This window comes from Streptomyces sp. NPDC008163 (assembly GCF_042956885.1).
Lineage (GTDB): Bacteria > Actinomycetota > Actinomycetes > Streptomycetales > Streptomycetaceae > Streptomyces > Streptomyces drozdowiczii_A.
In genome coordinates this window covers 256,110-275,258 of the sequence record NZ_JBIBHG010000007.1, presented here as the reverse complement: position 1 = coordinate 275,258, position 19,149 = coordinate 256,110, and the positions used below count along the sequence as shown (strand labels likewise).

The following is a 19,149-nucleotide window of genomic DNA, read 5'->3' as shown; positions in this document are numbered from 1 at the left end:
TGGCGCCTCCTGCCGCCTTCCGTATACCGCGCGGGGAGCAATCAGCTGATGGCATACGCTGCGACTGATCACAGCCAAGGGCCTGACGCAGAGGGAGCCAACCCGGTGACTGAACAAAACATCTCGGCCAGGCTGGCCGACCTGCTGTCGACGCAGCAGGAAACGCTCGGCGGGGCCTGGGTGGAGGCGGTCGCGCGCACCCTGCGCGGACGCATCTCGCTCGCCGAGCTCGACCGGGAGCTGCGCGAGCTCTACACAGCGCTCATCCAGGGCCTGCGCGGGGACGGGCTGGACTGGCACGGGGACGCCTACGGCGAGCTGCGCGCGCTGCTCGCGGAGCTGTCCCGGGCGCGGGCCCGCCAGGGGTTCACCCCCACCGAGACCGCCACCAGCGTCCTCGCGGCCAAGGACGTCCTCGCGCCCACCGAGGACACCCCGGCCGACGACGTCAGGTCGTACCTCCAGCTCAGCAAGGTGATCGACGCCCTCGGGCTCTTCACGCTGGAGGTCTATGCGAAGACCCGCGAAGAGGTCATCAGCGCGCAGGCCGAACAGCTGATGGAGCTCTCCACCCCGGTGGTGAAGCTCTGGGACGGCGTGGTCGCCGTGCCGCTGGTCGGCACCCTGGACTCGGCCCGCACCCAGGTGGTGATGGAGAAGCTGCTCCAGGCCCTCGTCGACACCGGCTCCGACCAGGCCATCATCGACATCACCGGCGTTCCCGCCGTGGACACCGAGGTGGCCCAGCACCTGCTCAAGACGGTGGTCGCCGCCCGGCTGATGGGCGCCGACTGCATCATCTCCGGCATCAGCCCGCAGATCGCCCAGACCATCGTGGCCCTCGGCATCCAGTTCGGCGACATCGTCACCAAGTCGTCGCTGGCCGACGCCCTCAAGCACGCTCTGCGCCGGACCGGCACGGACATCGCACCGCGCGGCGGCACGGCGTGAGCGAGCGCGTACCGGTACTGAAGATCGGAGACGTCCTCCTCGTCTCCATCCAGGTCGAGCTCGAGGACCAGGTCGTTCTGGAGCTCCAGGACGACCTGGCCGCCCGGATCGTGGAGTCCGGCGCCACCGGTGTGATCATCGACATCACCGCCGTGGAGATCGTCGACTCCTTCGTCGGCCGCATGCTGGCGACCACCGCCTCCATCTCCCGCCTGCTCGACGCGCAGACCGTCGTCGTCGGCATGCGGCCCGCCGTCGCCATCACCCTGGTGGAACTGGGACTCTCCCTGGGCGGTGTACGCACGGCGCTCACCCTGGAGAAGGGTCTGGAGATCCTGGCCCGGCGCGACGACGCCAGACCGGCTGGACGATGAACGGCTTCGCGCCCGCCCCCGACGCCGAGCACGAGACCGTCCCGATCGTCACCAACGACGACGTGGTCCGGGCCCGGCAGCTGGTGCGCACACTCGCCCAGCGCTGCAAGCTCTCCCTGGTCGACCAGACCAAGCTCGTCACCGCGGCGAGCGAACTGGCCCGCAACACCCTGGTGTACGGCGGCGGCGGAGTCATGCGCGCGGGAGTCGTGAGCCAGAACGGCAGGACCGGCGTGACCGCGGTCTTCGAGGACTCCGGCCCCGGCATCCCCGACATCGAACAGGCGCTGGTCGACGGATGGACCTCCGGTGGCGGTCTGGGCCTCGGGCTGAGCGGGGCCCGTCGGCTGGTGGACCACTTCACCCTGGACACCGAGCCCGGCCGCGGCACCCAGGTCGCGGTGACCAAATGGGCGCGCTGATCCTGCCTCTCCCGGACGCCGAGGACGTCGTCTGGCTCCGGGACCAGGAAGCGCTCCCGGCGGCGGCCCGGGTCGCCGCCGTGGCGCTGGCCCGGCGCATCGGCCTCGACGAGCAGCGATGCGCCGAGGCCGCGCTCGCGGTGAGCGAAGCGGCCACCAATCTGCGCAAGCACGCGGTGGACGGCTCCTTCCTGCTGCGCGCCGTACGCACGCCCAGCGACGCGGGGCTCGAATTCGTCACCCTGGACGAAGGGCCCGGCATGGCGGACCTCGCGCACGCCCTCTCCGACGGCAACTCCACCGCGGGCACCCTCGGCATCGGGCTCGGCACCATCTCCCGCCTCGCCGACTCCTTCGACCTGCACTCCCTGCCCGGCCGGGGGACCGTGCTGACCGCCCGGTTCTGGCGGCGCGAGGCGGCCGACCGGATGGCCGCCCTGGGCCGTCCCGTGGTGGAGGGGCTCACCAGGACGATCACCGGGGAAGAGGTGTGCGGCGACGCGTGGGCCGCCCGTCCCACGTCCGGCGGCCTGCCCCCGGAGCCCGGCCGCGCGCCGGCCCCCGCGGCGACCCGCCCGGCCCCGGACGAGCGCTTCGGCTGGGCCCAGCTCACCGGCTACCGCAGGCCGGTACCCACGGGCCCGGAACCCGAGAACGGCGGGGCCGGGCAGCAGGGCCCGGACGACCGGGCGCTGCTGGTGCTCCTCTGCGACGGCCTGGGCCACGGCCCCCTCGCCGGGCGCGCCGCGCAGGCGGCGGTGACCGAGTTCCGGGACACCCGCGCCGACGCGCCCGAAGCGATCATGCGGGAGATCCACAAGGCCCTGCGCGGGAGCCGGGGCGGCGCCGTGGCCGTCGTCCGCGTCGAACCGGACGCCGGGACCCTGACCTTCTGCGGCGTCGGCAACGTCAGCACCTTCGTGGTGGACCCCGCCACCGGCACCCGCCGCTCGCTGCCGTCGGCGCCCGGCATCGTGGGCCACCAGCTGCCGACCCTGCGGACCGTGCGCCAGAGTCTGCCCCGGAACAGTGCGGTGATCATGCACTCCGACGGCCTGACGGAACGCTGGCGGGCGGACGCCATGCCCGGCTTCCTCGACCGGTCCCCGCTGGTCGCGGCCGCCCAGCTGCTGCGCGAGGCAGGCGTACGCAGGGACGACGCCGGCGTCGTGGTGGCGAAAGGACTCTGGTGAACAGCTTCACTGCCCTCGGTGCCGACCCCCTCGTGTCCTTCCCCCTCAGCACGGAGCAGGACGTCTTCCTGCTGCGCCGCAGCGGCAAGTCGGCAGCCGAGGCGCTCGGGGTGGAGAAACAGGACCAGATCCGGCTGGCGACCGCGCTGAGCGAGCTCGGCCGGGACCTGCTGGGCTCCGCCGGGCTCACCGTCGTCTTCGGGGTGGCCCGCCGCCCGCTTCCGCTGCTGCTCGTCGGCATGGACTGGACGGAGGACCGGGACCTCGGCGGCGAGGCGGTCCAGGCCGCGTCCCGGCTCGTGTCCGTGCACTACAGCCCGCCCGAGCACGCGGTGACCGTCGAGCAGCCGCTCACCGCGGACGGCAGGACGGCCGAGGCGATCGAGCAGGCACGCGAAGCCGTGCTCGCCCACACGGCGTCCGGCGAACCGGACGACACCAGGGCCCAGACCAGCGACCTGATCGCCGCGCTGGTCGAGTCCCGGGCACAGCGCGAGGAAATGCGCCGCCTGAACGCGGAACTGGAGGAGACCAACCGCGGCGTCGTGGCGCTCTACTCCGAGCTGTCCGAGGAGCTGGAGGAGACCAACCGGGGCGTCGTGGCGCTCTACGCGGAGCTGGAGGAGAAGTCCCGCCTGCTGCGCGAGGCCAGCGAGGCCAAGACCAGGTTCTGGGCCAACGTCAGCCACGAGCTGCGCACCCCGGTCAACTCCGTCGTCGGCCTGGCCCGCCTGCTGCTCGAATGCGACGAAGGCGGACTGGACGAGGAGCAGCGCCGCCAGATCGGGCTCATCTCCGCGTCGGGCGCGACCCTGCTCGCCCTGGTCGACGAGCTCCTGGACAACGCCAAGGCGGAGTCCGGCCGCCTGGAACCCCACTGGGCCCCCGTGGACCTGCGCGCCGCCCTCGGCCAGCTGCGCGGCACCCTGCGCGGCTACGAGTCCCCGGGCGCCGCCGAACTGATCGTGGCGGAGTCCGGGCTGAGCATCGTCAGCGACGAGGTCATGCTCACCCGCGTCCTGCGCAACCTGCTGTCCAACGCCCTGAAGTTCACGCCCTCGGGGACGGTGCGCCTCGACGTGGCGGCGGACCGGGCGGACGGCCGTGACCAGGTCGTCTTCACCGTGTCGGACACCGGGATCGGCATCCCGGAGGCGGAGCAGCAGCAGATCTTCGAGGAGTTCTACCAGGTACGCGGCACCCACCAGCGCGGCCGCAGCGGCACCGGCCTCGGCCTGCCCTACGCGCGCCGGCTCACCGAACTGCTCGGCGGCGGCCTCACGCTGAGAAGCGAGCCGGGGACCGGGACCGTGGTCACCGTGACGCTGCCCGCCGACGGCCGGCCCGCCGTGCAGGCCGGGCCGGGCGAGCCGGTCGCGCCCGCCGTGGCCGTCCTGGTCACCGTGGACGACGACGACGCCTTCCGCGCGTCGGTCCGCCCGCTCCTGGAGCGGATCGCCGGGCGCGTGATCGAGGTGGCCGAGGGCGGACGGGCGAGCGCCACGGTGCGCCGCGAACGCCCGGACGCGGTCCTCCTCGACCTGCACCTGCCCGACCTCGACGGGTACGCCGTACTGGCGGAACTCGCGGCGGACCCGGCGCTCGCCGCCGTACCCGTCGTCGTCCTCACCTCGACGCCCGCCGCGGAGCTGGACCGGAACCGGCTCACGCACGCGCGGGCGGTGCTGGACAAGTCCGCGCTGGACCCGACGGCGCTGGCCGCCGCGCTCTCCGGCTCCGGGCCGTCCGCCCCCTCACGGGCGAGTGGGAAGGGAGACACCGCATGACCTCGCACCTGCACCGGGACAGCGCCGCGGCGACCGTACTGGTGCTCGATGACAACGAGACGAACCGCTACATCGTCGGCAGCTGGCTGCGCCGGGCGGGCCACACCGTGGTGGAGGCCGCCGACGGCACCGAAGGACTCGCCCTGCTGGCCGCGGCCCCCGACGGGCAGCTGCCCGAACTCGCCGTCGTGGACGTCAAACTGCCCGACATGAGCGGCTTCGAGGTGTGCGAGCAGATCAAGGCCGACCCGCGCACCGCCTCGCTTCCCGTCATCCACGTCTCGGCGACCGCCATCGAACTGAGCGACCGCACGCAGGGCCTCCACCGGGGCGCCGACGCCTACCTCACCGAACCGATCGCCCCGGACGAACTGCTGGCCACCGTCACCGCCGCACTGCGCTACGCCCGCGCCCGCCGCCGCGCCGAGCGGCTCGCCACCCGCGTGGCCGCCCTCAACAGGAGCACCCTGGCCGTCTACGCGGCGAAGGACGGGGAGACGTTCACCTCGGCCGCGGCGGCCGGGGCCGCGACGCTGATGGAGTCGCCCGCCGTCACCATCGGCCTCAGCCCCGACAACCGGGTGCTGCACCTGGCCGCCGCGCCGGATCCCAGCGGCGCCCGGACCGGCACGGCCCAGCCGGACGAGCGGCTGATGGACTTCCTCACCGAGAAGGCCCTCGGCGACCGGACCGGGACGGAGCCCGCCGTCCTGACCGGCGCCGAGTGGCGCGCCCTCACCTGCCGCGAGGACGACTGCGCGGACGTCTTCCCCGGAGACGTCGCCCTGGTGCTCGCCCGCACCAAGCGGGGGCGGCCGCCCGTCGCCTTCGCGGTCGGGGCCGAGGCGCTCACCGGTGCCGACGACCGCGAACTGCTCTCGCAGCTGGCCCAGGCGGGCGCGCTGGCCCTCGAAGCGCTGCGCACCCGCAGCGAGGAGCACGCGCTCGTGCTCACCCTCCAGCGCACCTTCCTGCCGGACCGGCTGCCCGAGGTACCCGGCGTCGGCCTCGCCGTGCGTTACGAACCGGCCGCCGCCGACGCCGAGATCGGCGGCGACTTCTACGAGGCCATCCGGACCCCGGACGGCCTGCTGCTCGCCATCGGGGACGTGGCGGGGCACTCGCTCAAGGCCGCCATGATCATGGGCGAGGTGCGGCACGCCCTGCGCGCGTACGCCATCGAGGGCCACGATCCGCAGTCCCTGCTGAAGAACCTCGACGCGCTGCTGGTGCGGGTACGCCCGTCGATGACGGTCACCGTCTGTCTCGTCCTCGTCGAGCCGGGGGCACGCCGCATCCAGGTGGCCAACGCCGGCCACATCCCGCCCCTGCTCCGGCACCCGGACGGGACCACCCGCTATCTCACCGAGCACGGGCCCCTTCTGGGGCTCAACCTCCCGCATCCGCCGGCCGTCACCCACGACGTACCGGAGGGCTCCACACTGCTGCTGGTCACGGACGGCCTGATCGAGGTGGTCGGCGAGGACCTGGACACCAGCCTGCGGTCGCTGAGCGACACCCTCTCCCGGGCACCGGACGGGATCGAGGAGCTGTGCGACCGGCTGCTGGCGTCCTTCGGCCAGGGCAAGACGGACGACATCGCCCTCCTCGCCGCCCGCCTCGACTGAAGCGGCCGGGCGCCGTCACGGAGGGGGCGCCCCGCGGCGGGACGCCCCCTCGGTGCCGGTCACATCACGCGGTCGCGGCCGCCGCGTCCGCCGTGCGGGCCCGCAGGGCGCGCTCCACGCCCGAGCGGGACTCCGACATCAGCCGGCGCAGACCCGCGCCCGGCTCGGCCGAGGCCAGCCAGGCGTCCGTGGCGTCCAGGGTCTCCTGCGAGACCTGGAGTGCCGGATACAGGCCGATCGCGACCTGCTGGGCCATCTCGTGGCTCCGCGAGTCCCAGACGTCCTTCACCGAGGCGAAGAACTTCTCCGTGTACGGGGCCAGCAGCTCGCGCTGGTCCGTCTGCACGAAGCCGGCGATGACCGCCTCCTGGAGGGAGTTCGGCAGCTTGTCGGACTCGACGACCGACGCCCACGCCTCGGCCTTCGCCTCCTCCGTCGGCCGCGCGGCCCGGGCCGAAGCGGCGTGCCGCTCGCCCGCGGCGGTGCGGTCCCGCTCGTACTCGGCGTCGATCTCCTCCTCGTCGATCAGCCCGGTGGCGGCGAGCCGCTGGACGAACGCCCAGCGCAGCTCGGTGTCCACGGCCAGGCCCTCGACCGCCTCCGTGCCGTCGAGCAGCGAGCGGAGCAGGTCCAGCTGCTGCGGGGTACGGGCGGTGGCCGCGAAGGCGCGCGCCCAGGCCAGCTGGTGGTCGCTGCCCGGCTCCGCCGCGCGCAGGTGCGCGAGCGTCGCATCGGTCCACTGCGTCAGGCCCGCCTCGCGCCACTCGGGCGTCGCGTACAGGTCGATCGCCGTCTTGACCTGGCGGTGCAGCGACTGCACGACGCCGATGTCCGACTCCTTGCCGATCCCCGACAGGACCAGGGCGAGGTAGTCACGGGTGGCCAGCTCGCCGTCGCGGGTCATGTCCCAGGCGGACGCCCAGCACAGCGCGCGCGGCAGCGACTCGGTGAAGTCGCCCAGGTGCTCGGTGACGACCCGCAGCGACTCCTCGTCCAGCCGGACCTTCGCGTACGACAGGTCGTCGTCGTTGAGCAGGATGACGGCCGGGCGGGCGGTGCCGGCCGGGAACGGCACGGTGGTGCGCTCGCCGTCGACGTCCAGCTCGATCCGGTCCGTGCGCACCAGCTTGCCCTCGGCATCGAGGTCGTAGCAGCCGATGGCGATCCGGTGCGGGCGCAGCGTCGGCTCGCCCTTGGCACCGGCGGGCAGCGCGGGCGCCTCCTGGAGCACGGTGAACGAGGTGACGTGACCGTTCCCGTCGGTCTCGATCTCCGGGCGCAGGATGTTGATCCCGGCCGTCTCCAGCCACGCCTTCGACCAGGTCTTCAGATCACGGCCGGAGGTCTCCTCCAGCGCGCCCAGCAGGTCGGCCAGCCGGGTGTTGCCGAAGGCGTGCGCCTTGAAGTACGCCTGGACGCCCTTGAAGAACTCGTCCATGCCGACGTACGCCACCAGCTGCTTCAGGACCGAGGCGCCCTTGGCGTACGTGATGCCGTCGAAGTTGACCAGGACGTCGTCCAGGTCGCGGATGTCGGCCATGATCGGGTGGGTCGAGGGCAGCTGGTCCTGCCGGTAGGCCCACGTCTTCATGGAGTTGGCGAACGTGGTCCAGGAGTGCGGCCAGCCCGAGCCCTCGGCGTACGCCAGGCAGGCGATCGAGGTGTACGTGGCGAACGACTCGTTCAACCAGAGGTCGTTCCACCACTCCATCGTGACGAGGTCGCCGAACCACATGTGGGCCAGCTCGTGCAGGATGGTCTCGGCGCGCGTCTCGTACGCCGCGTCCGTCACCTTCGACCGGAAGACGTACTGGTCGCGGATGGTGACCGCGCCCGCGTTCTCCATCGCGCCCGCGTTGAACTCCGGCACGAAGAGCTGGTCGTACTTGGCGAACGGGTACGCGTAGTCGAACTTCTCCTGGAACCAGTCGAAGCCCAGCCGGGTCACGTCGAAGATCGCGTCCGCGTCCAGGTACTCGGCGAGCGAGGGCCGGCAGTAGATGCCCAGCGGGACGGTCACGCCGTCCTTCTCGTAGCTGCTGTGCACCGAGTGATACGGACCGACGATCAGCGCGGTGATGTACGAGGAGATGCGCGGCGTCGGCTCGAACGACCAGACGTCGTCCTTGGGCTCCGGCGTCGGCGAGTTGGAGATCACGGTCCAGCCGGACGGGGCCTTCACGGTGAACCGGAAGGTCGCCTTCAGGTCGGGCTGCTCGAAGCTCGCGAAGACGCGGCGCGCGTCCGGCACCTCGAACTGGGTGTACAGATACGCCTGCTGGTCGACCGGGTCGACGAACCGGTGCAGTCCCTCACCGGTGTTGGTGTACGCGCAGTCCGCGACGACCTTCAGCTCGTTGGAGCCGGCCCGGAGGTGCGGAAGCGCGATGCGCGAGTCGCGGAACACCGCCGCGACGTCCAGCGCCCTGCCGTTCAGCTCGACCTCGTGCACCGCGGGGGCGACCAGGTCGATGAAGGTCTCCGCGCCGGCTTCGGCGGAGTCGAAGCGCACGACGGTGACGGACCGGTAGGTCCCGCCCTCCTGCGCCCCGGAGAGGTCGAGATCGATCTCGTACGCGTCCACGGTCAGCAGGCGCGCCCGCTCCTGTGCCTCTTCGCGGGTCAGATTCGTGCCAGGCACGCGGTCATCTCCTAGTTTCTGTGATGTTTCCCGCCATCCTTCCACGGGACCCGCACCCAGGGCGATGTCCGTTTTCCGCCGGACCGGGGCGTTCCGACGCGGCAGGCTCGGACCATGACCACTTACGAGGCACGCGCGATCGAACCGGACGCGCTGAAGGAACTCCGGGAGACCGACGACGCCGGCCGCCCCTGCGTCCCGTACACCGCCACCGAGGCCGGTGACCCGCTCCGGTGCTGCCTGCGCGGCAGCGAACCGGGGGAGCGCATGGCCCTCGTCTCCTACGCCCCGCTGCGCCGCTGGGCCGCGGCGGCCTGGGCCCGCCCGGGGGCGTACGACGAGCAGGGCCCGGTCTTCATCCACGCCGAGGAGTGCGAGGGCCCGGACCCCGCCCGGACGGGCTATCCGTTCTCGCGGGCGGGCGCGCTGCGGACCGTACGGCGTTACGACGCGGACGGCCACATCGTCGGCGGCCGCCTCCTGGAGATCCCCGAGGACGAGGAGCGCGGGTACGACGAGGCGTTCAGGGAGGCGTTCGCGGACCCGGACGTGGCGCTGGTGCACGTACGCGCGGTGGAGTACGGCTGCTGGCACTTCGAGGTGCGCAGATCAAGCCCCTCCACCGATTGAGGAGCGGGGGTCCGGGGGCAGCGCCTCCGGACCCCCGCGGCGCTCCGGCTTCAGCCGGCGAGCTCCGCCGCGACGAGCTCCGCGATCTGGACCGCGTTCAGCGCCGCCCCCTTGCGCAGGTTGTCGTTGGAGACGAACAGCGCGAGACCGTGCTCCACGGTCTCGTCGTCCCGGATGCGCCCCACGTAGGACGCGTCCTTCCCCGCGGCCTGGAGCGGCGTCGGGATCTCGGACAGCTCGACGCCCGGCGCGTCCTTCAGCAGCTCGTACGCGCGCTCCACGGAGACCGGCCGGGCGAAGCGTGCGTTGACCTGGAGGGAGTGGCCGGAGAAGACCGGGACGCGGACGCAGGTGCCGGAGACCTTCAGCTCCGGGATCTCCAGGATCTTGCGGGACTCGTTGCGGAGCTTCTGCTCCTCGTCCGTCTCGAAGGACCCGTCGTCCACGATGGACCCGGCCAGCGGCAGCACGTTGAAGGCGATGGGGCGCTTGTAGACGCCCGGCTCCGGGAAGTCCACGGCCGAGCCGTCGTGCGTGAGCTTGTCCGCGTCGGCGACGACCTTGGACGCCTGGCCGTGCAGCTCGGCGACGCCGGCGAGCCCGGACCCGGAGACCGCCTGGTACGTGGCGACGGTCAGCGCTTCGAGCCCCGCCTCCTCGTGCAGCGGACGCAGCACGGGCATGGCGGCCATCGTGGTGCAGTTCGGGTTGGCGATGATGCCCTTGGGGCGGTCCGCGATCGCGTGCGGGTTGACCTCGGAGACGACCAGCGGGACCTGGGGGTCCTTGCGCCAGGCGGAGGAGTTGTCGATCACGACGGCGCCCTGCGAGGCGACCTTCTCGGCGAGCGCCTTCGAGGTCGCGCCGCCGGCCGAGAACAGCACGATGTCCAGGCCCGTGTAGTCGGCCGTGGCGGCGTCCTCGACGGTGATCTCGCGGCCCTGCCACTCGATGACGGAGCCCGCCGAGCGCGCGGAGGCGAACAGCCGCAGCTCGTCGGCCGGGAACTTCCGCTCGGCCAGGATGCTGCGCATGACTGTGCCGACCTGACCGGTGGCGCCGACGATTCCGACCTTCACAGGAACTCCCTCAGACGTACGAACGGGCACGGTTGCCGCTTCATGATGCGTCTCTCCACGGCCTCCTTGTCCAATCCATTGTCCGGCCTGCGGACGAGTGGCGCGCAGCACAGTGGGGCGGGTGCCCGGTGAGCACCCGCCCCACTGCCGTACGGATCACATGGTCAGCACCGTGTGGCTACGGCGTGACCTTCTCGATCACGACGCTGCCGGTGCCCGCCGCGGTGCCCCGGGCGTTCACGAGGCTGACCTCGCCGAAGAACTGCCGGCCCTCGGGGGCCGCACCGGCCACCTTCACCTCGGCGCCGACCTGGGCGGACGCGCCGGCGGCCAGGTTCACGGCCTTCGACTCGTCCACGGAGATGGTGCCGAGCGACGCGGAGTAGTACACGTCGCGGTAGTCGTACTCGGTGGTCCCGGCCGGGACGTCGTAGCCGTCGACGACGACGGTGTACGTGCCGGCGGCCGGCTTCACCAGGCTGACGGACTCCTCGGAACCGGCCGTGGTGGAGGAGCCGACCTCGGTGCTCCCCTTGTACACGTACAGGTCGAGGTCGGCGTTGGCGTCGCTGGTGCCGCCGATGGCGACGTCCAGCTTCTCGACACCCTCACCGATGGTGACCTCCTTGGTGTACGAGCCACCGGTGGAGATCGACGGGCGCTCGACGGCGGCCGAGCCCAGCGAGCCGCCCTTGAGCCTGCCCTCCAGGGGACCGGCGTTGTTGGTGACCTTCCAGCTGACCGCGGCCGGGGTGCCGATCTTCGCCTCGGCGATGGTCTGCACCGCCGGGTCGAAGGTCGCGCCGAGCAGCGCCACGTCCAGCTTGTACGGGTTGTCCAGCAGCGGCGACGTGCGCCGGGCCTCGACCTCGATCTCCCAGACGCCGGGCTGCGGGTCCGGGTAGGAGCGCGCGTCCGGGCGGCAGGTGTTGGCCGGGTTCTCGTAGTTCGGGTAGCAGAACGGCGTACCGCTGTCGTCCACCGGCACCCCGTACGGGTGGATGGAGATGAAGCGGGTCTGGCTGCCCGAGCGCAGGGCGCTCATCGCGACCTCAAGGGTCTTGGCGCCCTCCGGCACGGTCACGAAGTACGACGTGGTGCCGTTGCGCTGCACCGAGCCGGACGCCTTGAACGCGTAGGACGGCTTCGCCAGCGCCTTGGAGACGACGACCGTCGTCAGGATCTGCTGGTCGGTGCCGGCGGTCTTCTTGTCATCCAGCTGGAGGATCGCGCTGTGCACGCCCGCGCTGCCCGGCTTCGCCTGGACCTTGACCGTCACCGGCTTGCCCAGCGGCAGCGCGACCTTGTCGGAGCCGGTGAGCTCGAAGGTGCCGTCGTTGTACTTCCAGGAGAGCTTGTGCTCGACCTTCTTGTCCGGGCCCGTGGTGCGGGTGACCGTGACGTCGTAGGTCTTCTTCTGGCCGGCCTGGAGGCCGCCCTCGCGGTCGTAGAGGCCGGTGCCGAAGCCCGGGGTCTTCAGGGCGAAGTCGATCGCGGTGTCGACGGGCGCCTTGACCGTGTACTCGTGCGCCGGGGCGCCCTGCTTCGCGATCAGCTTCCAGGCGTCCACGATGTTGATCAGACCGGCGCCCTGGGCGTGCGCGGGCACGTCCTTGATCTTCGTGGCGGTGCTGGTCAGCGCGGTGCGCAGGTCGGCCGGGGGCAGCTCGATGTGCTTCTGCTTCGCGGCGGACAGCAGCAGCGCGGTGGCGCCGGCGGCCTGCGGGGAGGCCATCGACGTGCCCTGGAGCATGGAGTAGCCGGCCGGCAGGGAGTAGCCCGCCTCGGCGACCGGTGAACCGGGCAGCCAGGTCTGCGTCGAGTTGATCGACGCTCCGGGCGCCGTCAGGGTCGGCGCGAAGCCGCCGTCCTCACGCGGGCCGCGCGAGGAGAAGGGCAGCATGTCGTACTTCTTGGTGACGTTCGAGCCGTAGTTGGCGGCCCAGGTCTCCTTGGAGATGGACGCGCCGACCGAGATGACGTGGTCGGCGAGGCCGGGGTCACCGATGGTGTTGACGCCGGGGCCGTCGTTGCCGGCCGAGATGACCAGCTGGACGCCGTAGATGTCCACCAGCCGCTTGTACAGCTCGGAGCGGGCGTTGTTGCCGTCGTTGAGCGGCGGCAGGCCGCCGATCGACATGTTGACGACGTCGACGCCGCGGTTCACGACGAGGTCGATCATGCCCTCGGTGAGCGCGATGTTGGTGCAGCCGCCGGACCAGGTGCAGGCGCGCGAGGAGACGATCTTCGCGCCGGGCGCGGCACCGTTCATCCGGCCGCCGAACAGGCCGTTGGCGGCGGTGATGCCGGCGACGTGCGTCCCGTGCTCGGACTCGATGACCCCGATGGAGACGTAGTCGGAGGTGTCGCCGGCGGCGTTGTAGACGACGCTCTTGCGGTTCTCCACGACGAACGGGATGCGCTCGACGACGTCAGTGCGCGGATTGTCCTTGCCGAAGTAGGAGACCTGGTGCTTCTCCTTGTACGGCTTGAGGGCGGTGTCGTCGCGGAAGTCGCCGTTGTTGTTCAGGTCGACCCGGGAGGCGCCGGTGACCGGGTCGTAGAGCACGGCCCAGGTGTCGGTGGTGTCGCCGTCGCGGTTCAGGTCGCCCGCCATGTCGCCGCCCTTGGTGGCGGCCTCGGCGAACAGGCTGATCCGGTACGAGCCCTTGGGGGCGTTGTACGTACGCCCCTTGTACGTGAACACCGGGCCGGAGACGGCGTCCGTCATCCGCAGCCAGGTGCCGTCGCCGTCGCTCACCGGGTCGGTGGCGGTCACCCAGTCGGTGATCTTGCGCTCACCGGTGGTGGTCTTCTGGAGCGCGGGGTGCGCGATGTCGACGCCCGCGTCCAGGACGCCGATGGTGATCCCGCGCCCGTCCGCCTTCGGGTGCTGCTTCACGAAGTCGACCGCGCCCGTCTCGAAGGACGGGTTGTACGGGTTCTTCGCCGGCGTCTTCTTCCCGGGGGCCGGGTAGCTGCCGGTGGACTTCGCCCTGGTCCTGGCACCGGTCGCCCGGTCGGCGGCGGGCGTCGGGTCGTCCAGCACGATCTCCTGCTTGAGATCGATGCCGTGGACGGAGCTCAGCTTCGACGCCGCCTTGATGGTGGCCTCGGCGGTCGCGGTCGGCACGGTCGCCCGTACGTAGCCCAGCTTGTCGTACGCACGCCCGAGCACGGAGCCCTTGACGGCGTCCAGCTGCTTGGTGACCTGCTCGGTCGCGCCGGGGGCGGTCGCGACCATCATCGTGACGTTCTTCTCGCCCTTGGCCTTGGCCTTGGTCAGGACCTCGGCGTCGGCGGTGCCCAGCTTGTCCGCCGGAGCGGTGCCGGCGGCCTTGACGGGGGCGGAGGCCGGATCGTCGGCGGCGAAGACGGGGGCGACGCCGGTGGCGACGCCGGTGGCGGCCAGCGCGGCCACCAGACCGGCGGCGGCCGCCACCCGGGCCGCTCGTCTCGCTCCGGGTATGGAACCGGGGGATTCGGAGGTCATCAGCATCCCTGTATGTGAAAGAGAGAGTCCGGAAATCGGTACCGGATGACCGCTCACCCTTTCGTAAATGACAGGGGTTTGTGGAGAGTTGTGGGGGGCTTGTTGAGTACATGGCGGGATCCCGCCACTGGGGCGGAAGCGTCAGCAGGGACGAACAGGCGGATACGGGACGCGCATTCGGCCATGTGACGCGAGGCTGCGGGATGTGAGGTGTGGCGCCCCGGTTCAGCGGGGAAGGACCATCACGTACGCCGCCGGCTCCCGGTCCGCCGCGGCCATCAGCGCTGTCCGGACCACGGTCGCCTGCTGCCCGGGCGCGTCCCGCAGCTTCTGCGGCGTGAGGTGCACGACGGTGACGCCGAGCCGTTCCAGGTGCTCGCGCCGCGCCGCGTACGCGGACCACTCGGCCTCGTGCCGCTCGTCCTGGCGGCTGTGGCGCGGCGCCCTCGTGTCCAGCTCCACGGCGACCGCCTCGCCGGGCCAGTAGGCGTCCACGCGGCCGAGGTGCGGGCCGCCGGGCAGCCGCAGGTCCACGTTCCACAGCGGCTCGTCGAGCCCATGGGTGCGCACCATGGCGTACAGCCGCTCCTCCGCGAGCGCCCGGCCCTCGGCGAGCAGCGAGTCGACCGCGTCGACCACCTGGGGCCGGCCGAGCACCTTGGCCCGGCTCAGCTCGTCCACCAGCACGGCCGGTTCGCAGTGGCCGCCGCGCACCGCCTCGGTGAGCAGCCGGCGCACCGTGACCGCGTCCCCGAGCCCGGACACCGCGTCCGCCAGCGCCCGCGCCACCGGGGCCACCGGCAGCCCGTCCACGCACTCCGGGCCCGGCGGTTCGGCGGTCCGCAGCAGCCGGGCGTACCCGGCCGAGCGCAGCCTCCGCACCCGGGGCACCAGGACGTCGACCCGGTCCACGGAGGCGGCGGGCGGCGCGGCGGCGAAGCCGTACAGCCAGAGGGCGGCGAGCCCGGTGAGCACCGCGTCGCCGTACGCCGGGTCCACGGTCCGCGCGGGGGCCGGGCGCCGCCCGGAGGCCGGCGGGCGCCCCGCGTACAGCAGGGCGGACTGCAGCCGCTCCCGGCCGGTGAGCGGACCGGGGTGCAGGACGAAGACCCCGGGCAACGGCTGCTGCCACGGACCGCCGTCCCGGCACCGCTCGGAGGCCCGCCCGACGGGCACGCCCATCGCCTTCAACTGGGCTGCCGAGACGACGCGTTGACGCCCACGCGTGGGAGCGGAGGGGCCGGAGTGAAGCGGGGTGTTCTGGGTCATGCTCCGGTGTATCCCGCCAACGGCCGCGACCTTAACCCCTGTTACAGGGCCGTCGACATACCCGGACAACGCCGTCCTAAAGTACGGACGTTCGAGGTCCGCAAGCCCGGATCCATCCTGCGTCACCACCCGGCCCGTCCGGCGCTCGAAAACGGAACCCCTGCCCGGGACCGGGGCCACCGGGCAGGGGCCGAAGGCCGGACGCCCTACGCCACCGAATCCGCCGCCTGGGCCCGCAACGCGCGGGCCAGGTCGTCCCGGGCCTCAAGCACCAGCCGCCGCAGCGCCGGCGCCGCGTCCGCCCGGGCCGCCAGCCACGCGTCGGTCGCCTCCAGCGTCGCCGGGTCGTCCTGGAGGGACGGGAACAGCCCCCTGACCACGGCCATCCCGATCTGGATCGACCGCTCGGCCCAGACCCGCTCGATCGCCTCGAAGTACCGCGCGGTGTACGGCGCCAGCAGCTCCCGCTGGGAGGACTGCGCGAAGCCCGCGATCGTCGCCTCGACCAGCGCGTTGGACAGCGCGTCCGACTCCACGACGTCCGCCCACGCCCGGGCCTTCACCCCGGCGGACGGCCGTGAGGCCAGGCACCGTACGTGGTGCCGCTTGCCGGAGGCCGTGTCGTCCCGGGCCAGCTCCGCGTCGACCGCCGCCTCGTCGGCCGCGCTGTGGGCGACCAGCGGGGACAGGAACGCCCAGCGCAGTTCCTGGTCGACGTCGAGCCCGTCGATCCGGGCGGTGGAGTCGAGCAGCCCGGCCAGCAGCTGGAAGTCGGAGTCCGACGCCGCGACCGACGCGAAGAACCGGGCCCAGGCGAGCTGGTGCTCGCTGCCCGGCTCGGCGAGCCGCAGTTCGCCGAGCGCGCCCTCGGCCAGCGCCCGGCCGCCCTCCTCGCGCCACGCGGGAGCCGCGTAGTTCACGAGCGCGCCGCGCGTCCAGGCGTGCAGCATCTGGAGGACGCCGATGTCCGTCTCGCGCCCGGCGAATGCCAGGACCAGCGAGACGAAGTCGCGGGCCGGCATGAGCCCGTCACGGGTCAGGTTCCACAGCGCGGACCAGCACAGCGCCCGCGCCAGCGGGTCCGTGATGTCGCCCAGGTGCGCGCGCAGGGTGGCGAGCGACACCTCGTCGAAGCGGACCTTGCAGTACGTCAGGTCGTCGTCGTTGACGAGGATCAGCTCGGGCCGCTCGGCCCCCGCCAGCTCCCCGATCACGGTGCGCGGACCCGACACATCCGCCTCGGCACGCGCGTAACGCACCAGCCGGCCCTCCGTGTCGCGGCTGTACAGGCCGACGGCGACGCGGTGCGGCCGCAGCTCCGGGTGGGACTCGGCGGCTTCCTGGAGGACGGCCAGCTCGGTGATCCGGCCGGCCGCGTCGTACGTGGCGGCCGGGGTCAGCGAGTTGACGCCCGCGGTCTGGAGCCAGGAGCGCGACCAGGCGGTCATATCGCGCCCGGACGTCTCGGACAGCACCGACAGCAGGTCCCCGAGCCGGGTGTTCCCGTACGCGTGCTTCTTGAAGTAGCGCCGGGCGCCCTCCAGGAACGCGTCCCGTCCCACGTACGCCACCAGCTGCTTGAGCACGGAGGCGCCCTTGGCGTACGTGATGCCGTCGAAGTTCAGCTTGGCGTCCTCCAGGTCACGGATGTCGGCCGTGATCGGGTGCGTGGACGGCAGCTGGTCGGCGCGGTAAGCCCAGGACTTGCGGTTGTTGGCGAAGGTGATCCAGCCGTCCTCGAAGCGGGTCGCGCCGGTCATCGCGAAGACGCCCATGAAGTCCGCGAAGGACTCCTTCAGCCACAGGTCGTCCCACCACTGCATGGTGACGAGGTCCCCGAACCACATGTGCGCCATCTCGTGCAGGATGACGTTGGCCCGGCCCTCGTACGCCGCCCGGGTCACCTTGCCGCGGAAGATGTACTCCTCGCGGAACGTGACACAGCCCGGGTTCTCCATCGCGCCGAGGTTGTACTCCGGCACGAACGCCTGGTCGTACTTCCCGAAGGGGTACGGGTAGTCGAAGTTGTCGTGGAAGAAGTCCAGGCCCTGCTTGGTGATCAGGAAGATGTCGTCGGCGTCGAAGTGCTTGGCGAGCCCCTTGCGGCACATCGCGCCGAGCGGGATCTCCAGCGTCGTGCCGTCCTCGAAGGTCCGGCTGTAGGAGTCGGTCACGTAGTGGTACGGACCGGCGACGACCGCCGTGATGTACGTCGAGATCGGCTGCGTCTCCGCGAACCGCCACACCCCGCCCTCGCGGGACTCCTCCGCGCCGTTGCTCCACACCGTCCACTCGGCGGGCGCCGTCACCCGGAAGCGGTAGGGGGCCTTGAGGTCGGGCTGTTCGAAGTTGGCGAAGACGCGGCGCGCGTCCGCCGGCTCGTACTGGGTGTAGAGGTAGACCTCGCCGTCCTCCGGGTCCACGAAGCGGTGCAGGCCCTCGCCGGTCCGGCTGTACGCGCACTGCGCGTCGACCACCAGGACGTGTTCGCCTGCCGCCAGGTCCGCCAGCGCGATCCGCGCCCCGTCGAACACGGCCGCCGGGTCCAGCGCGGCGCCGTCCAGCGTCACCGAGGTGACCGAGGGGGCGATGAGGTCCGCGAAGGTCGACGCGCCGCCGCGCGCGGCGCGGAAGCGGATCGTCGTCACCGAGCGGAAGGTCAGCGGACCGTCCGCCGCGTCGCCCCGGCCGGGCCCGCCGGTCGCGGAGCGGACGTCGAGTTCGACGTCGTAACCGTCGACGGTCAGCAGCTCGGCCCGCTCACGGGCCTCGTCTCGGGACAGGTTCTCGCCGGGCACGGCACACTCCTTTGTGTCACGTTCGAATAGTTTGATCCTCCCATGCCGCCCTCCGGACCTGCGGCCGGGAATGGCCGGAGCGTCGTCCGGTGTTCTCGCGCACAGACTTGTCCACCGACGCGATCCGTCCGTTCGAGGAGAGAGATGTCAGACAACAGCACGGCGACCGGCAGGACCCCCGTCGACTTCTGGTTCGACCCGCTCTGCCCCTGGGCCTGGATGACCTCCCGCTGGATGCTGGAGGTGGAGAAGGTCCGCGACGTCGAGGTCCGCTGGCACGTCATGAGCCTGGCCGTACTCAACGAGGACCGGCTCGACGAGCTGCCCGCCGAGTACCGCGACATGCTGGAGAACAAGGCGTGGGGCCCGGTCCGCGTCGTGGTCGCCGCCCAGCAACTGCACGGCGACGAGGTCGTCGGCCCGCTCTACACCGCGCTCGGCACCCGCTTCCACAATCGCGGCGAGGGCCCGACCCGCGAGGCCGTCGAGAACGCCCTCAAGGACGTCGGCCTCCCCGTCGAGCTCGCCGGCCACGCGGACTCCGACACCTACGACACCGAACTGCGCGCCTCCCACAAGGAGGGCATCGAGAAGGTGGGCCAGGAGGTCGGCACCCCGGTCATCGCCGTCCCCGGCGCCGACGGCGAACAGATCGCCTTCTTCGGCCCGGTCGTCACCCCGGCCCCCAAGGGCGAGGAGGCCGCGAAGCTCTGGGACGGCACCCTGATGGTCGCCTCGATCCCCGGCTTCTACGAGATCAAGCGCACCCGCACCCAGGGCCCGGTCTTCGACTGACCCCCTCGGCGGGGAACGGTCCAGGCCGGTCCCCGCCGAAGGCTGTGACGCCACCGTGACGCGATATGTGACCTGGCGCACAGCCCGCC

Annotated in this window: 13 protein-coding genes; 8 read left to right on the top strand and 5 right to left on the bottom strand. The window is 72.0% G+C overall.

The window, feature by feature from the left end; genetic code table 11:
- Positions 1–105 precede the first annotated feature (105 nt).
- Genes ACFZAT_RS18180 through ACFZAT_RS18155 form a run of 6 tightly spaced genes read left to right on the top strand, consistent with a single transcriptional unit; the run spans position 106 to position 6,355 of the window.
- On the top strand, positions 106–951 hold the full coding sequence (locus tag ACFZAT_RS18180; protein WP_391265222.1) for an RsbRD N-terminal domain-containing protein: 846 nt from the start codon (positions 106–108) through the stop codon (positions 949–951).
- Entirely contained in the window at positions 948–1,325 is a 378-nt protein-coding gene (locus ACFZAT_RS18175) for an STAS domain-containing protein (protein WP_391265221.1), read from the top strand. The genes ACFZAT_RS18180 and ACFZAT_RS18175 overlap by 4 nt, the downstream gene beginning before the upstream one ends.
- Positions 1,322–1,747, top strand: a complete 426-nt coding sequence (locus tag ACFZAT_RS18170) for an ATP-binding protein (protein WP_391265220.1) — start codon at positions 1,322–1,324, stop codon at positions 1,745–1,747. Before ACFZAT_RS18175 ends, ACFZAT_RS18170 begins: the two co-directional genes overlap by 4 nt.
- Positions 1,735–2,940: an ATP-binding protein gene (locus tag ACFZAT_RS18165; protein ID WP_391265219.1), complete on the top strand. Its 1,206-nt coding sequence runs from the start codon at positions 1,735–1,737 to the stop codon at positions 2,938–2,940. Before ACFZAT_RS18170 ends, ACFZAT_RS18165 begins: the two co-directional genes overlap by 13 nt.
- Complete coding sequence (locus tag ACFZAT_RS18160) at positions 2,937–4,727, top strand: ATP-binding protein (RefSeq protein WP_391265218.1); 1,791 nt, start codon at positions 2,937–2,939, stop codon at positions 4,725–4,727. Before ACFZAT_RS18165 ends, ACFZAT_RS18160 begins: the two co-directional genes overlap by 4 nt.
- Complete coding sequence (locus ACFZAT_RS18155; protein ID WP_391265217.1) at positions 4,724–6,355, top strand: SpoIIE family protein phosphatase; 1,632 nt, start codon at positions 4,724–4,726, stop codon at positions 6,353–6,355. Before ACFZAT_RS18160 ends, ACFZAT_RS18155 begins: the two co-directional genes overlap by 4 nt.
- A gap of 64 nt (positions 6,356–6,419) precedes the next feature.
- Here ACFZAT_RS18155 and pepN (ACFZAT_RS18150) read toward each other — a convergent pair whose 3' ends face one another.
- Positions 6,420–8,996 (bottom strand): aminopeptidase N, encoded by a 2,577-nt coding sequence (pepN, locus tag ACFZAT_RS18150; RefSeq protein WP_391265216.1) that lies wholly within the window; start codon positions 8,994–8,996, stop codon positions 6,420–6,422.
- 114 nt (positions 8,997–9,110) lie between these two features.
- Here pepN (ACFZAT_RS18150) and ACFZAT_RS18145 point away from each other — a divergent pair, with 114 nt between their 5' ends.
- Complete coding sequence (locus ACFZAT_RS18145; protein WP_391265215.1) at positions 9,111–9,626, top strand: DUF1203 domain-containing protein; 516 nt, start codon at positions 9,111–9,113, stop codon at positions 9,624–9,626.
- A 50-nt stretch (positions 9,627–9,676) separates the two neighbouring features.
- On the opposite strand, the gene ACFZAT_RS18140 is transcribed toward ACFZAT_RS18145, so the two are convergent.
- From ACFZAT_RS18140 to pepN (ACFZAT_RS18125), 4 genes are all read right to left on the bottom strand, one after another.
- Entirely contained in the window at positions 9,677–10,705 is a 1,029-nt protein-coding gene (locus ACFZAT_RS18140) for an aspartate-semialdehyde dehydrogenase (protein WP_391265214.1), read from the bottom strand.
- A gap of 178 nt (positions 10,706–10,883) precedes the next feature.
- Entirely contained in the window at positions 10,884–14,204 is a 3,321-nt protein-coding gene (locus tag ACFZAT_RS18135; protein ID WP_391265213.1) for a S8 family serine peptidase, read from the bottom strand.
- Between the two features lie 219 nt (positions 14,205–14,423).
- Positions 14,424–15,467 carry a hypothetical protein gene (locus tag ACFZAT_RS18130; protein ID WP_391265212.1) on the bottom strand — a complete coding sequence of 348 codons (1,044 nt, stop codon included), beginning with the start codon at positions 15,465–15,467 and terminating at the stop codon, positions 14,424–14,426.
- A gap of 206 nt (positions 15,468–15,673) precedes the next feature.
- Positions 15,674–18,265 carry an aminopeptidase N gene (gene pepN, locus ACFZAT_RS18125; protein WP_391265211.1) on the bottom strand — a complete coding sequence of 864 codons (2,592 nt, stop codon included), beginning with the start codon at positions 18,263–18,265 and terminating at the stop codon, positions 15,674–15,676.
- Positions 18,266–18,409: 144 nt separating this feature from the next.
- On the opposite strand from pepN (ACFZAT_RS18125), the gene ACFZAT_RS18120 reads away from it, so the two are divergent.
- Positions 18,410–19,060 carry a DsbA family protein gene (locus ACFZAT_RS18120; protein ID WP_391265210.1) on the top strand — a complete coding sequence of 217 codons (651 nt, stop codon included), beginning with the start codon at positions 18,410–18,412 and terminating at the stop codon, positions 19,058–19,060.
- The last annotated feature ends 89 nt before the right edge of the window (positions 19,061–19,149 follow it).

What these genes read in the sequence shown, in the direction of transcription:
- ACFZAT_RS18170 (WP_391265220.1), top strand. Translation starts at nt 1,322, where the DNA reads ATGAACGGCTTCGCGCCCGCCCCCGACGCCGAGCACGAGACCGTCCCG.
- ACFZAT_RS18165 (WP_391265219.1), top strand. Translation starts at nt 1,735, where the DNA reads ATGGGCGCGCTGATCCTGCCTCTCCCGGACGCCGAGGACGTCGTCTGG.
- ACFZAT_RS18155 (WP_391265217.1), top strand. Translation starts at nt 4,724, where the DNA reads ATGACCTCGCACCTGCACCGGGACAGCGCCGCGGCGACCGTACTGGTG.
- ACFZAT_RS18145 (WP_391265215.1), top strand. Translation starts at nt 9,111, where the DNA reads ATGACCACTTACGAGGCACGCGCGATCGAACCGGACGCGCTGAAGGAA.
- ACFZAT_RS18135 (WP_391265213.1), bottom strand. Translation starts at nt 14,204, where the DNA reads ATGCTGATGACCTCCGAATCCCCCGGTTCCATACCCGGAGCGAGACGA.
- ACFZAT_RS18130 (WP_391265212.1), bottom strand. Translation starts at nt 15,467, where the DNA reads ATGACCCAGAACACCCCGCTTCACTCCGGCCCCTCCGCTCCCACGCGT.
- ACFZAT_RS18120 (WP_391265210.1), top strand. Translation starts at nt 18,410, where the DNA reads ATGTCAGACAACAGCACGGCGACCGGCAGGACCCCCGTCGACTTCTGG.